This is a genomic window from Dyella kyungheensis, from assembly GCF_016905005.1.
GTDB lineage: Bacteria > Pseudomonadota > Gammaproteobacteria > Xanthomonadales > Rhodanobacteraceae > Dyella > Dyella kyungheensis.
Window position 1 is genome coordinate 404381 of the sequence record NZ_JADIKC010000001.1, and the last position, 14234, is coordinate 418614.

The window sequence follows — 14234 nt, forward strand, 5'->3', positions numbered from 1 at the left end:
GTTACAGATCGAGTTCGATATCGTTCTCGGGCCGCGCGCAACAGATCAGCACGTTGCCATTGGCCGGCGCGTCGATGGGGTCGGGATCGTAGCGAACCCGGCCGGCGATCAGCGCGGTTTCGCAGGTATGGCACACGCCCATGCGGCACGACCAGCGCACGGGCACATCGCACGCCTCGGCGAACTCCAGCAGGCTCTCGTAGCTGTCGGACCAGGGTAGCGACAGGCCGCTTCGACTGAAGGAGACGGTTGGCCCGTGTCCTTGCGCGCCGACCGGTGGATGCGGCGGGCGCGTGGGCGCGGCAGCGATACCTGGCGTGATCGATGCCTCGCTGCCGAAGGTCTCGCTGTGAATGTTCGTGCTCGCCACGCCGATGCTGTCGAGACCGGCGATCATTGCCGTCATGAAGGCGGCAGGGCCGCACAGATAGAACTGCGCCGTGACGGGCACGCCCAGCTTCTGGAGGGTGGCTGCGCTGATGCGTTCGGACACATCGAAGTCGCGGCCCTGGCGATCCTCGGCGCGCGGCTGGCTATAGGCCACCAGCGTATGGACATGCGGCAAGGCGCCGAGCAGTCGACGGACTTCCTGGGCAAAGACTTCTTCGGCGCCATTGCGTGCGCCATGGATCCAGTACACCTCGCGATTCGTAGCGCCGCCATCGGCCACCAGCTGATGCAGCATGCCCAGCACCGGCGTGATGCCGATGCCGGCACTCAGGAAAACCATCGGCTGGTCGCCGGCCTGCAGATGAAACGTCCCGCGCGGCGCACTGACCTCGATCAGGTCGCCTGCGTGTACCTTGTCGTGGATGTAGCGACTGCCTTCGCCGCTGCCCCGTTTGACACTGACCCGGTACATGCCCTCTTCGCCCACGTTGGAGAGCGAATAGCTGCGGGTGAGCGGTGTGCCGCCGTCCGCAGGCGCGATGCGCAACACCACGAACGATCCTGCCGCTGGAGGAGCCAACGCTGGCGGCTCGGTGGCGGCCAGCAGCAACGAAGTCACCTCGTCACTCTCCCGCGTCACGCTGGCCACCTTGAGCCGGCGAAAGCCTTGCCACGCGACATCGGGAAGGACGGCGGTCAACCCCGCATTGCCCTGCAGCTTGCCGGTGTTCGCCAGCATCGCGTCGAACGATTGCTTCCAACCCGGACTGAGCGAAGGCTCGCTCGACGCGCGACGGAGGCGATCATCCGGATGGCCGGGCAGGTAGAGCAGGCCGTCGACCTCGGCGACGGTCATTTTTTCCCGGCCTTGCTCGACCAGAACGATCTCGTCGCCCGCGCCGATCTCGCCTTCTTCCAGTACGCGGAAATAGAACCCGGGGCGGCGATGCGAGACCAGCAGCGCCGGCATGCGCGGCTCATCCATGCGTATGCCGACGCGATAGCAGGTGACGCGCGGCTGCGATACCTCGAACAGTGCGCCGCCGATGCGATAGCGATCGCCGATGCACACTTCGTCATCCGGCAGCCCATCGATGGTGAGATTCTCGCCGAACATGCCGTATTCGCTCAGCGATCGGCTCAGCACCTGTTCCCAGTAGCGGTAGGAGGCAAGCTGGTAGACCATCACCGCGCGGTGCACGCCGCCGTGGCCTTCCAGGTCGCCTTGTCCATCGCCATCGAGGTTGAGGCGCCGCGCCATCACGCGCCCGCTGACCGGGCGCTTCCATACGGCCGTCCGAACAATCTTGCCTCGCCATGCCACGTCCGCGGGCAGGCCGACATTGATGGAAACGACGTGACCCATGGCTCGTCTCTCTGCGCTTGCGGGGCAGGTGGGAAGACATGCTACTAGCCTCGACGATGCGGTGCCCGGCACGGAGGAGGGCTGCGTGCCAGCTCATTGCACCGACCACAGCCTTCCTTGCCAAAGCATGCGCAGCGTCGCCACCGTCATCAGCAGAATGATCAGGTTGCCACCCACGAACAGGTACGGTGCAAGCAGGGCCCAAGGCCCGGTTTCGCCGTGTGCGATCAGGCGCAACGGCGCCGTGGCCAGCGCCGTGACACCGAAGGTGAAGCCCCAATAGCTCACCGAGAATGGCTGCGCGCGTATCCATGGCAGCAGGCGCAGGAGTACCACGCCGATCATCAGTCCGTAGGCGAGCATCGCGTGGATGAACAAATCCGGCGGCCCGTGGCTCACGTTGATATACGCAAGCGCACCCACCGTCGGCGGTGCCAGCTGGATGCCCAGGGTGGGGCGCATCATCGGCGGCATCGGCTCGGCGGTGTAAAGGCGGTGAAGCAGTACGGCATCGATCGCCAGCCAGGTAAACGCCCCGGCACCGAACGCCAGCTCGCCCCAGTCGGCGTAGCCAAGGTTCGCCACCACGGCGGCCGCCACGAACGATCCGCCCACCACCGGCAGATAAAGCGCGGCGGTGGTGTGCGTCTTGTCCCGTCCGCCTTCCCACAGCATGCCGGTCAGCCACACGGCGAAAGCGATCGTGTAGAGAAAGCCCAGCACGAACAGCAGCCATGCCAGCGAGTGCGAATAGCGCAGCACGGCGGCCGCGATCACCATGGCGGTGAGGCCGGCCAGGCCGACGAAGCAACATTGCACCGGGTGATTGATCTCGGCGAGCGCGGCAGGTCGCGCATAGATCCACTTGGCCGCGTACAGCACCAACAGGCAGAGCCAGATCAGCGTGGCGGCGGCCAGCAACAACTCGCCCACCAGTGAAGGCAGGCCCCACACGTCGTGCGCGGCCCGCCACGCGTTGCCCAGGCCACCCACGCCAAGCACGATGCCAAAGAAGCTGGCGGGAACGATGGGCAGCTTGCGCAGTGCCACGGTGGAGCGCCTCCATGATGCCAGCGGCCCGCGAAGGCGCAGCCTTCCGCATGCCACCGTAGTCAGCCGGACGGGCTGATGCCATTGCACCTTGGTATGGCCGCTCGCCTGCCGTGGCGGAATGCCACGGCGGGCGCGGCGCGCAGGGAGAGGTCGCGGCAGGCATAACGCGCTAGCATCGGCACAGATGCCGTCACGCCCTGCGTTGCGCGCACTCGCTTTGACACGAGGAGCCAGCCCGATGATTCTCGCCGTATTCCTTCTCGCTCCGCATGACGTGAAAACCGAGCACGTCGACGAAGCTCCCGAACTGCTGGAGCGCGATAGCCGCTGGTTTTCGTTGCGAGGCGGTCCGCGCCAGCCACAGGCCACCGATCGCGTATGGGATCCCGTGGCTGTCTATGCTCCCGACGAACTCAGCGAAGAAGAGTTCCAGGACCTCTACGAACTCAATCGGCCGCAGGTGCCGGAGCTGAACCTGAAGTATTGACCACCACGGCGCTCGCCTGGCCGCTGGGCAGCACGGTTTGCGGAGCGAGCTGCGAGGGGTAATCGATATCCCAGTCCGAGCGCCCGTTGATGCGGCTGCTCGAGACCTCGCTCGCTGGCTCGCGGTGGGGCGCGCTGCGTGCGTTGGATGGGCTTGTGGGCTCCGCGCCGGCGGCGTGGCTGGCGCCCCGTGCAGCCAGCAGTGGGGACGAGGCCAGTGCCAGCAGCAGCGTGCTGGCGAGAATGCGCTTGCGTTTGACGGTCATGACATGAAGTCCGATAGGAGCGGCGACCACGCGCCTGAATGGCTCCCTGCGTGAAGAAGGCACTTTCGTTACGGAGCGCCTAATTTTGTCCAGAATTGGATAATATTAGTCGACCCGCTGCGCGTCAAATATTTTGTTCATGATTGAACAAAAATACAGGATCACAGAAAAAGGGAAGGGCTCGAGAAGTCGCAACCTGTACGAAGCCAAAGCCGGCATTCCGTGCAACCTGTGTTTGACGGGTCGTACACGAACGCAGGGTGAGCATGCTGATTGATTAGCGAAGAGGTGGTTCAACGTGGCTGCGACCGAGAATAACAAGTACGAGCTCCTGGTGAGTTCGGTCGTGGACTACGCAATCTATCTGCTGGACGCCAATGGCATGGTCGATAGCTGGAACCATGGCTGCGAACGCAACACCGGTTATGCCGAGAGCGAAGCGCTCGGGCAACACTTCAGTTGTTTCTACACCGAAGAAGACCAGGCGGCCGGCGTTCCTGAGCAGACGCTGGAAAGCATTCGCCGCCACGGCAGCGTCGAAGTCGAAGGCTGGCGCCGAAAGAAGGATGGTTCCCACTACTGGGCCAACGTGGTGATGGACCTGATCGCCGGCGACGATGCGCACGTCATCGGCTATGCCTGCGTCACGCGCGACCTGACCGAACGCAAGGAAGCCAGGGAGAGCCTGCGGCGCAGCGAGGAGCAGTTTCGCCTGCTGGTGCAGGGCGTGGGCGACTGCGCCATCTACATGCTCGACACCGGCGGCTTCATCACCAGCTGGAATACCGGTGCCGCGCGCATCAAGGGTTACACGCGCGACGAGATCATCGGCAAGCACCTGGCCACCTTCTTCACCCCGGACGATCGCGCCAAAGGCGAGCCGCAGCGCTACCTGGCCATCGCCGCCGAAACCGGCCGCTTCGAGAGCGAGGGCTTGCGCATACGCAAGGATGGCTCCTCCTTCTGGGCCCACGCCATCATCGACCGGATCGACGACGAGTCGGGCCGGCACATCGGCTTTGCCAAGGTGACACGCGACATCACGGCGCGACGCAATGCCGACATCGCACTGGCGGAAGCGCGCGAAGCGCTGTTTCAGTCGCAGAAGCTCGAAGCCATTGGCCAGCTCACCGGCGGCGTGGCCCACGACTTCAACAACCTGCTCATGGCCGTCATCGGCAGCCTGGAATTGCTCGAAGCGAAGGTGGCGCACGACCCTTCGGCGCTCAACCTGGTGGCCAATGCGCTTTCCGGTGCCAGGCGCGGCGCGGCGCTGACCAAACGCATGCTGGCCTTTGCGCGCAAGCAGGAACTTCGCCCGACCCCGGTGGATCCCAAGGCGCTGGTCAACGGCATCGGCTCGCTGCTTCAGCGTTCCGCCGGGCCCACGATCGTCATCGACACGGCATTTCCGATCACGCTGCCGCCGATCATGATGGACAGCAACCAGCTCGAACTGGCCTTGCTCAACCTGGTGACCAACGCGCGGGACGCCATCGACGAAGACGGGCATATCGTGATTGCAGGCAAGAGCGAAGTGATTGCGCAGCCAGTGCATCGCACGGGGCTGGCGCCGGGGAAGTATGTCGCTCTTTCCGTGACCGACAATGGGCACGGCATGGATCAGGAGACGCTCGATCGTGCCATGGAACCGTTCTTCACCACCAAGGGCGTGGGCAAGGGCACGGGGCTGGGCCTGTCCATGGTGCATGGCCTGGCTGAGCAATCCGGCGGAAGGCTCCTGCTGAAGAGTGCCTCAGGGCAAAGCACCACCGCCGAGATCTGGCTGCCTGTCGCCGAAACCCAGATCGAACCCGAAAAGAAGGACGCGCTGCAGGTAGAAGTGGCCATGCGCGAAGACACGCACACCATACTCGTGGTCGACGACGACCCGCTCATTGCCATGACCATGGTCGCCGTACTCGACGACATCGGTCATCGGACGATCGAAGCACATTCCGCGCACGATGCGCTGTGCGCCCTTGAGCATCAATCGGACATCGATCTGATGATCACGGACTACGCCATGCCGAACATGAATGGGCTCGAGCTGGTCGATGAGGTAAGAGCGCGCATGCCGAACTTGCCGGTGATCCTGGCATCGGGCTATGCGGAACTTCCCTCGGGCGCCGCGTTCGATCTGGTGCGTCTGCCCAAGCCGTTCGGACGCGCGGATCTGATGGCGGCCATCCGCAAGGCGAGTCATGCGCACGATGGTAGCCAGGCGTGACCGTCGCAGGCGGTGGCTAAGTAAAAGTACCTGGCGGCAAGCGGTAACTTTGCCGACGAAATGACCGGTCCCGAAGGTGCACGCTGTCGGCTGCGCCATGGGAGATCGATCATGAATGCTCATCCGCGGTCCTTGAGCCTGATCCTGCTGGCATCCGTTGCCGCAACAGCCTACGCGCAGGCGGCGACGCCGTTGCCCACCGACAAGGACGTCAGCGACAGCTATATCTATCTGCTCAGCCGACTGCTGGTGCTCAACCAGGAACAGGCGGATTTCGCCAACGGCTTCCAGTGGAATCAGCTCGTTCACCGCAAGGTAGGCGAGGTGGACTGGCCCAATCCCAATCTCGATGTTGCTTATTCGGAGGCGTGGGTCGCCATCGATGAGAAGAGCTGCGCACTGGTGACGGTGCCCAAGGTGAAGGGCCGGTACTACACCGTGCAGTTCCTCAATGGTTGGGGCGAGACCCTGGCCAACATCAACGAACGCGTGTATCCGCAGCACCCGGATGGCGAGTTCGCGGTTTGCCTGGACGGCGCCCAGGTCCAGCTGCCGGCAGCGACTCAGCGCGTGAATGTGTCCGCCAAGGCGCTGCGTGTGCTTTCTCGCGTGGAACTTGGCGCCAACCCCGACGAAGCCGTCGCGCTGCAGAAGAAGTTCAACATCCGCGCCAGCGGTCACCCGGCTTTGCCCGAGGTACCGAAGACGGTGAGGTTCGACATCGAGAAGTTGCCTGGTGTCGAAGCGTTCGAGTCGGCGACCGCGGCGTTGGATAGCGCGGCGGACACCAATCCGGGCATGGACAAGCTGCAGGCGAGCACGCGCGCCGTGGCCAAGGCAATCGAGGACCCTGCGGCGCGTCAGCATGTCGCCCAGGTGATCCAGCAGCAGGCGATTCCCGCGATCTACAAGGCCTCGCCGACACTCGGCGATGGCACCGTGAAGGATGGTTGGGCACTGCCTACGACGATCGGCGTCTATGGCAACAACTGGCTGCTGCGCACCCTGGTCAATCTTGGCGGCATCTGGGCCAACAGCTATGAAGAGGTGATCTACTACAAGGCCTTTGTGGGTCCTTCCGGCAAGCCGCTCAACGGCGACCATTCGTATGCGCTGCGCTTCGAGAAGGATCAAATGCCAACGTTGTTTGCCACGTACTTCTGGTCGGTGATCGCCGTCGATTCCGTCCATCGCCGGGTCTTGCCCAATCCGCAGAAGCGTTATCTGTTGAGCAACTTCTCGCCGTTGAAGTTCGACAAGGACGGCTCGTTGACCTTGTACTTCGGTGCCACGCCGAACGGCGCGCCCGAGAGCAACTGGATCCCGACGCCGAAGGGAACGGGCTACAGCCTCACCTTCCGCTTTTATCGACCCAAGGGCGCCGTCGCGGACCGCAGTTATTTCCCGCCGGCCTTGAAAGAGCGGTGAGGCCGGTGGCGGTGCGGCCCGCAGCGCAGGCTGCGGGCCGGGAACGGGCTAGCTTCCGGCCTTGACCGGCGGCGGCGTCCACTGTCCGTTGAGCACGCTGGTATCGGGCCAGTAGGTGCGAATGTAGAGGGAGAAGTCCTTGCCCTTGGGCGACGGCAACCAATTGGCGCGCTGGTTGGCATCGGTGGGTTCATCGGCCTGGATATAAAGCGTCAGGCTGCCATCCGCATTGAGCTTCAGATCCTTGTTCTTGGTGCCGAGCGAGAAGCGCTTGATCGGGTTGGGCACGAAGAAGTGCTGCGCGTCGTACAGGGTCAATGACCAGAATCCCTTCACCGGCGGCTCGCCTTCAGCGAACGTGACGGTGTATCGCTTGCTGCCGTTGAGGCGCGTGCCGGCGTCGTCCAGATCCTGGTAGAAGTAGGTAGCCTCGTTCGGCTTGTTCACGAAGATGTTGGATCGCGCCACCGCGGTGCGGGTGTAGTAGTCGGTGCCGAACATGGCGCCGTTTCTCACCGTGGTCCACTCGTGCGGCAGCGGTATGCCGAAGTTGTGGAACTGCAGGAGCGGAGTGATGATCGCTTGCTCCGCCTTGGCGGCTTCGTCGTCGATGGCCGCGCGGATGGCGGGGTCGGCTTTGGCCGCCGCAAGCAGCGCTTCGGCCTGGGCATAGATCGCCTGTTCGCCCGGCAACGGCTGGGCGTCCTTCAAGATCGCCGCCAATTCATCGAAGAACTTTGCCGGAATGACCTTGGGCGATTCGCCGCCACCGGGCTCAGGCGGTGGTGCAGGCAACGACGGCGCCTTGCTCCAGTCCGTTTGCTTCATCTTGCCGTCGAACTGCGACAGCGGGTACATGTCGATCTGGCTCACCAGCGGTTGTACGGCCGCGCGGTCGGCATCGGTATCGTCCATGAAGACACGCGGTATGGCGAAGCCCGTGTTGGAGTTCGCGCGAAACACCTTGGTGATGCCAGCAGGCACCGTGCCATGCCAGTCCGGTCCGACCAACAGGTAGAAGCCCGGCTTGGTGCCATACATCTTGCCCAGATCGACAAAGCTGTCGGTGCGAACGTCGACGATCTGATAGACCCAGAATCGATCGCCGAAGTCGGGAACCTGCACCACCACCGGTTCGACATCGAGCGCGAGAGGGCCCCCGCCGTAGACGACGTCCTGATTGGGACAGGCGACCTCACGCTCGCTGGGCTCGACATAGTTGTTGAGCATGCTCAGGCGATTGGGTGGCGCAGCAGGCAGCACGCCACCGAGACGTCCGGGCTCCTTGAGGTTCGCAAATCCGATGCGCCGGTTGTACACGTTGACCATCGGCCACGCCCACACATACACACTGCGAGCCACCGAGCGGGCATAGGCTTCGGTGAGCCGCGTGCCCGCCACCGGGCCGGGCACGGTTTGCGCCACGGGGGCGGCGGAGCTGGCGGCCGGAGGCGCGGGAGGAGGTGGTGCCGCCGTGGGCTCGGGACGTCCGCAGGCCGCGAGCGTCACCAGCGCAGCAGCCATGGTCGTAGCGTGAATGCGCGGCGTCATGATCCACCCCTCGGCAGCATTGAGGCATGTAGCTTGCGCCAGCAGCGTTTATCGATGCATCGGTAGAACTCGCCAGCCCGCCTCAGTAGTTCTACTGGGATCGCCGGGTGTCCGCGATGTCACGTTTCCGCACCGCCCATCGTCCATGCTTCGGTGGCCTGGATCACGCCGGGCGGGTCGGGTCTGTCCAGACCGCACGGCAAAGGAACGGGACAAGCGATGGCAAGAGACTACCGCTGCACAACTCATCGGAACGCCGGCGTACTGCTGATGATGGGCATGCTGATCGGCATGAGCGCGGCTTGCGCGAGCGATGCCTCGCCCGCGTTTTCGGTCGACCAGCTCAAGCGCGACACACGCATCCTGAGCAGCGATGCCTTCGAAGGCCGTGCACCACTTAGCGCGGGGGAAGACAAAGCGATCGCCTATATCGGCGCTGCCATGCACGCGGCCGGACTCAAACCAGGCGCGCATGGCAGCTTCCTTCAAGCCGTGCCGCTGGTGCAGACGGAGACCTTGGCCGATCCAACCCCGCGGTTTGAGGTCACCGGGAACGCCCGGACCGTAGCGTTCTCTTACGGAAAGGACATCACGCTCAACACGCGAAGAAACCTGTCCCGGGTGGCGCTGCCGGGGACGGACGTCCTGTTCGTGGGCTACGGCATCCATGCGCCGGAGCGTCATTGGGACGACTACGAGGGTGTGGACGTTCGCGGTAAGACCGTGTTGATCCTCGTCAACGATCCCGACTGGCAAAACCCTCTCGGCGTGGGTGCCTTCGGTGGGGCGGCCATGACCTACTACGGCCGCTGGACCTATAAATACGAAGAAGCGGCCCGCCAGGGCGCCGCCGCTGCGATCATCGTGCACAGCGATGCGGCGGCGGGTTATCCGTTTTCGGTGCTCACCTCGAGCTTGAGCGGTCCCCGGGTTTCACTGGATCACAGCAACGAGCCGCTGCTGGTGGAGGCGTGGATCACTCGCGCGGGCGCCGAGAAACTGGTCGCCCTGGCCGGCGAGCGTCTTGACTCGCTGACAAAGGCTGCCGGGACACCGGGCTTCAGGGCGCGTTCGCTGGGGATCGCGGCGAGGTTCGATTTCAAGGTCAACGCGCGGACGGGCATGTCGAACAACGTCGTGGGCGTCCTGCCCGGAAAGACCCATCCCGACGAATACGTCCTTTACACGGCTCATTGGGATCACCTGGGTCGCTGCCGTCCCGACGACAAGGGCGACGACATTTGCAATGGCGCCATCGACAACGCGAGCGGAGTAGCCGGGCTGCTCGAACTGGCGCGCGCATTCCATCGAAAGGGAGGCGCGGGTCGATCCGTGATCTTCATGGCGACGACCGGCGAGGAGTACGGATTGCTGGGCTCGCAGTACTACGCCACGCATCCGCTCTATCCGTTGGCGCATACCGTCGCCGACATCGACATCGATCCGCTCAGTTACATGCTCGGTGCCACCAGGGACATCTCACTCGTTGCCGACCAAACCGAACTGGCCCGCACCGTGCGCGAGGCAGCCGCCGCGCAGGGAAGAACCGTCACCCCCGACACCTTGCCCGAGGCAGGCATGCGCTATCGCTCGGATACGCTGAGTTTTTCGCGTGCCGGCTTGCCGGTGGTCGTGTTGGGAAATGGCATCGACGTCATCGGCAAGCCATCAGGCTGGGGCAGCCGGCAACTGGACGACTATGTCACGCACCGCTACCACCAGCCTTCCGACGCCTACGATCCCCACTGGGACTGGTCAGGCGCCGTGCAAGATCTGGACTTGTATTTCGGCATCGGCCTGCGACTGGCCGAGGGACGGGATTGGCCCAACTGGTTCGCCAATGACGAGTTTCGCGCGGCCCGCGATGCGGTGCTGAAGGCGGCATGCAGCGACGCAACCAGCGCGTCCGGCCCCAGTCGTTGCAGCTCGCCTTGACCCGCCGGGATTGCCTCGACCCTGCCATCCTTGAGCTGGTACATATAGGCGTTTCATGCCACCCCACTCATGACTCCGTCCTGCCGTCACCCACAACCATCAGAGCCTGATGCAATGCAATCAATCGACTTCTACATGGTGGATGCTTTTGCCAACGCCACGTTCGGCGGGAACACGGCGGCAGTCTGCCCACTCAGCGAGTGGTTGCCGGATGAGATCCTGCTGAAGATGGCCAAGCAGCACAAGCAGTCGGAGACGGCCTTCTTCGTTCCCACGGATGAAGGTTTCGAGCTGCGCTGGTTCACCTCGCTGGGAGAGATAAATCTTTGCGGGCATGCAACGCTCGCGACCGCCCACGTCATTTTCGAACACCTCGGCGACCCCCGCCGTACCATTCGATTTTCCACGCGGTTCGTGGGGCCCTTGACGGTTACGCGCGAAGGCGCATGGCTGACGTTGGACTTTCCCGCCTGGGAAACGGAGCCGTCGGCCCCGCTGCCGTTGTTGCTCAAGGCACTCGGTATCGGCGAATGCAAGGAAGTCCGCGTGGCGCGCGACTACATGGTGGTGCTTGAATCGCAGCAGCAGGTCGAGGCCGTCCGGCCAGATATCAACGCGATGCTGCCGCTGGAAAAAATGGTCTGTGTGACTGCGCGAGGGGACGGGGACTATGACTTCGTCAGTCGTTTCTTCAGTCCTGGCGATGCCGTACCCGAAGATCCGGTCACCGGCTCGGCACACAGCATGCTCATCCCCTACTGGGCCGAAAAGCTCGACAAGACCAAGATGCTGGCGCGCCAGGTGTCCGAACGCGGCGGCGACCTGCGCTGCCAGCTGGCGGGCGATCGCGTGCTGATCGGCGGCCAGGCAACCACCTACCTGATCGGCAAAGTGTTGCTGCGTTGATGACGTTGGCGCCGGAAGCTCGCCGGCCCGGAAGGAGCTTCCGGCATCCATCGCTTCGGCAGTTCCCGGGCGCGGCTCGCGCCCCTAGAAGTTGGCTCGCACCGTCACTCCCACCATGCGGGGATCGCTGGGTTGTCCCAGGATCAGGCCGGAATTTCCCGTCTGGATGGTGAGGGCGGTGATGTAATTGCTGTCGAACACGTTGCGCGCGAAAACGTCTGCCTCCCAGTGGTCGTTGAAGCGGAAGCCCACACTGGCATTGGTGACGCCGTAGCCCGCGATTCTCGTGTAGATCGAATTGCTGGTATCGCTGTTGTAGCCGCTGCGCGCACTCGAGTCGAGGTGGAAGAGAAATGCGCCGCTGCGCCATGGCAGTTCGTAATCCACGCCCAGGCTCCCCGCCCATTTGGACAGGCCCGCCAAGGGAAGGCCGGTGAGCACATAGGCGCCCGGAACATTCGGGTTGCCACGAGGATTGGAGGTCTTGTTGGCCAACGAGGCCGGCGCCTTGAACGGCTGGCAGCCGCCGGCGGCGTTCGGGTTCTGCCATTCGAGCGGGCACGGTCCCAGCGGATAGTCCGAGTATTCGCCATCGGCATAGGCGAGCGACGCATGCAGGGTGAATCCGGAGAACACCTGGGCGGCGAAATCCGCCTCCAGGCCTTTGACGGTGACTTCGGGAATATTGGCCGGATAGGTGCGCAGCGCTGCCGTCTCGACGCTGGAGGTGATATTGGCCTGGTAGTTGTCGACCACGGTCCGATAGGCGGCCAGGTTCAAGGTGGCGCGACCGTCCCACCATGCGGATTTCAGGCCGGCTTCCCAGGTCTTGTTGGTTTCGTCCTTGATCACGGCGGTTGCCAGCGCCGGATTGTTCGCCGCATCCAGCGGCAGGCCGGACATGTTGAGGCCGCCGGATTTGTAACCGCGTGCATAACTCACATAAGCCATCAGCGTGTCGGTGAACTGATAGGCCAGGTTGGTGCGACCGGATACGTTGCCGCCGCTATCGGCCGCCGAGTAGCTTTGCGGCCGGAACAGCGAGAGCTTGGCGTTGTCCTGCAACGAGCCCGGCGTGGTCGGCAAGCCGCCCGACACGGTGGTCGAATAGTCGCCGTTCTTGTCTTCGTAGGTGTAGCGCAGACCCAATGTCGCGGTCAGGCGGTCGGTGATGCGGTAATTGGCCTCGCCGAAGGCCGCATAACTCTTCATCTCGAAATGCGAGTTGCCGTATTGGCCGTAGCCGTCCGCGAGATTGTCCGGCATGCGCGGGAAATTCGTCGTGCTCACCAGCCAATAAGTGGCGGCCGGACCATAGACACTGATCGGCTTGCCATTGATCTCCTGCGTATAGAAGTACAGGCCGCCGACGTAGCTGAAAGGTCCGTCGCCGTTCGAGGCCACGCGGAACTCCTGGCTGTACTGATCCTGCCGGGACGGTATGCGCTGCACCGTCTGGATCGGCAGGCCAATGTAGTCGCGATCGTTGGCGACATCCCACTTCCAATAGCGCCAGGCGGTAATCGAGGTCAGCGTCACCGCGCCCACGTTCCAATCCGCGTTGAGCGACACGCCGCCATCCTGCGTATCGATGTGCAAGGGCGCATCGATGTCGGTAAGGCGGTCGTAGACGTTGCGGCTTGGCGGCGCATAGACCGGAAAGCCATGGCTGGGCAGGTTGGCGGAGAGTCCTTCGAATTGTCGCGCCGCACTTTTCAGGCTGGAGCCGACGCGCAGGTAGTTCTGCGTGCAGCAGTCGGAATCCAGGTTGGAGACATCGGCAATCAGCCGCACGTTGACCTCGTCGGCCGGCTTGTACAGCAGCTGCCCGCGCAGGGCGTAGTTGTCCAGTCCGTTGACGTCCTTGCCGGTGGTGACGTTGTGCAATACGCCATCGCGTTCGGTGAACTGTGCGGCGAAACGGCCCGCGACCTGCTCGCTGAGCGGGCCAGAGACATTCGCCTTTGCCTGCACGAATCCGTTCTCGCCGACGGACAGCTCGCCGCTTCCCTCCGGCACGAAGGTGGGTTCGCGACTGGTGATGTTGATCGCTCCCGCGGTGGTGTTCTTGCCGAACAGCGTGCCCTGCGGTCCGCGCAGCACCTCGATGCGTTCGATGTCGGTGAAGTCGAACGCCGCCGTCGCCGGACGGCCGTGATAGACCCCATCCACATAGAACCCCACGCCCGGCTCGATGCCGTCGTTCGCCGCGCTGACCGACAAGGTGTTCGAGCCCAGCCCGCGAATCGTGTAAGCGGTATTGCGTGGATTCGCGGAGTTGTAATAGAGCGAGGGGACCAGCAGGCTGAGTTGTTGGATATTGACCGTGTAGGAGCGGTCGAGCCATTCGCCGCTCACCACCGACACGGCCACGGGAACCTTCTGCAGTTCCTCTTCGCGCTGGCGGGCGGTGACGGTGACTTTGTCGAGCGTGGTGGCGTCGCTCGTGTCGGCGGCGGGTGTTGGCGCATCCGAAGCCTGCGCGTTGACGGACAACAGGGTAGAACCCGCCAGGATGGCGGCAAACAGGGGTGCACGACGCATGGGTGTTGAGTCCTTTGGTCGACACTGCAGTGGGTTTGGCAATAGCGAGGGAGGCCTGGCCTTGCCGCTATGTAGCGCA

The 14234-nt window shown here is 63.7% G+C and carries 10 protein-coding genes; 5 read left to right on the forward strand and 5 right to left on the reverse strand.

The genetic code is table 11. The annotated features are described in order from the left end of the window. Position 1 precedes the first annotated feature (1 nt). Both ISP20_RS01985 and tehA read right to left on the reverse strand, forming a co-directional pair. Positions 2-1756, reverse strand: coding sequence for an MOSC and FAD-binding oxidoreductase domain-containing protein (locus ISP20_RS01985; RefSeq protein WP_204634375.1), 1755 nt, complete (start codon positions 1754-1756; stop codon positions 2-4). A 93-nt stretch (positions 1757-1849) separates the two neighbouring features. Continuing rightward, entirely contained in the window at positions 1850-2806 is a 957-nt protein-coding gene (gene tehA / locus ISP20_RS01990) for a dicarboxylate transporter/tellurite-resistance protein TehA (RefSeq protein ID WP_204634376.1), read from the reverse strand. Between the two features lie 241 nt (positions 2807-3047). Between tehA and ISP20_RS01995 the strand changes: the two genes are divergently transcribed. After that, positions 3048-3296: a hypothetical protein gene (locus tag ISP20_RS01995; RefSeq protein WP_204634377.1), complete on the forward strand. Its 249-nt coding sequence runs from the start codon at positions 3048-3050 to the stop codon at positions 3294-3296. Here ISP20_RS01995 and ISP20_RS02000 read toward each other — a convergent pair. Beyond that, complete coding sequence (locus ISP20_RS02000) at positions 3256-3561, reverse strand: hypothetical protein (protein WP_204634378.1); 306 nt, start codon at positions 3559-3561, stop codon at positions 3256-3258. The two genes, ISP20_RS01995 and ISP20_RS02000, sit on opposite strands and share 41 nt — an antisense overlap. A gap of 298 nt (positions 3562-3859) precedes the next feature. On the opposite strand from ISP20_RS02000, the gene ISP20_RS02005 reads away from it, so the two are divergent. Then, positions 3860-5791, forward strand: a complete 1932-nt coding sequence (locus ISP20_RS02005; protein ID WP_204634379.1) for a PAS domain S-box protein — start codon at positions 3860-3862, stop codon at positions 5789-5791. A 111-nt stretch (positions 5792-5902) separates the two neighbouring features. After that, a complete protein-coding gene (locus tag ISP20_RS02010; RefSeq protein ID WP_204634380.1) occupies positions 5903-7219 on the forward strand; it encodes a DUF1214 domain-containing protein in 1317 nt (438 codons plus the stop codon). A 48-nt stretch (positions 7220-7267) separates the two neighbouring features. On the opposite strand, the gene ISP20_RS02015 is transcribed toward ISP20_RS02010, so the two are convergent. Then, a complete protein-coding gene (locus ISP20_RS02015) occupies positions 7268-8770 on the reverse strand; it encodes a DUF1254 domain-containing protein (RefSeq protein WP_204634381.1) in 1503 nt (500 codons plus the stop codon). Between the two features lie 270 nt (positions 8771-9040). Between ISP20_RS02015 and ISP20_RS02020 the strand changes: the two genes are divergently transcribed. Both ISP20_RS02020 and ISP20_RS02025 read left to right on the forward strand, forming a co-directional pair. Continuing rightward, positions 9041-10705 carry a M28 family peptidase gene (locus ISP20_RS02020; protein ID WP_204634382.1) on the forward strand — a complete coding sequence of 555 codons (1665 nt, stop codon included), beginning with the start codon at positions 9041-9043 and terminating at the stop codon, positions 10703-10705. Positions 10706-10774: 69 nt separating this feature from the next. Continuing rightward, positions 10775-11611 (forward strand): PhzF family phenazine biosynthesis protein, encoded by an 837-nt coding sequence (locus ISP20_RS02025; RefSeq protein ID WP_204634383.1) that lies wholly within the window; start codon positions 10775-10777, stop codon positions 11609-11611. An 84-nt stretch (positions 11612-11695) separates the two neighbouring features. Here ISP20_RS02025 and ISP20_RS02030 read toward each other — a convergent pair whose 3' ends face one another. Continuing rightward, positions 11696-14155, reverse strand: coding sequence for a TonB-dependent receptor (locus ISP20_RS02030; RefSeq protein WP_204634384.1), 2460 nt, complete (start codon positions 14153-14155; stop codon positions 11696-11698). Positions 14156-14234: the final 79 nt, after the last annotated feature.

Excerpts from the sequence above, each read along its gene's own strand:
- ISP20_RS01985 (WP_204634375.1), bottom strand. The coding sequence starts at position 1,756 with ATGGGTCACGTCGTTTCCATCAATGTCGGCCTGCCCGCGGACGTGGCA.
- ISP20_RS01995 (WP_204634377.1), top strand. The coding sequence starts at position 3,048 with ATGATTCTCGCCGTATTCCTTCTCGCTCCGCATGACGTGAAAACCGAG.
- ISP20_RS02000 (WP_204634378.1), bottom strand. The coding sequence starts at position 3,561 with ATGACCGTCAAACGCAAGCGCATTCTCGCCAGCACGCTGCTGCTGGCA.
- ISP20_RS02010 (WP_204634380.1), top strand. The coding sequence starts at position 5,903 with ATGAATGCTCATCCGCGGTCCTTGAGCCTGATCCTGCTGGCATCCGTT.
- ISP20_RS02015 (WP_204634381.1), bottom strand. The coding sequence starts at position 8,770 with ATGACGCCGCGCATTCACGCTACGACCATGGCTGCTGCGCTGGTGACG.
- ISP20_RS02020 (WP_204634382.1), top strand. The coding sequence starts at position 9,041 with ATGATGGGCATGCTGATCGGCATGAGCGCGGCTTGCGCGAGCGATGCC.
- ISP20_RS02025 (WP_204634383.1), top strand. The coding sequence starts at position 10,775 with ATGACTCCGTCCTGCCGTCACCCACAACCATCAGAGCCTGATGCAATG.
- ISP20_RS02030 (WP_204634384.1), bottom strand. The coding sequence starts at position 14,155 with ATGCGTCGTGCACCCCTGTTTGCCGCCATCCTGGCGGGTTCTACCCTG.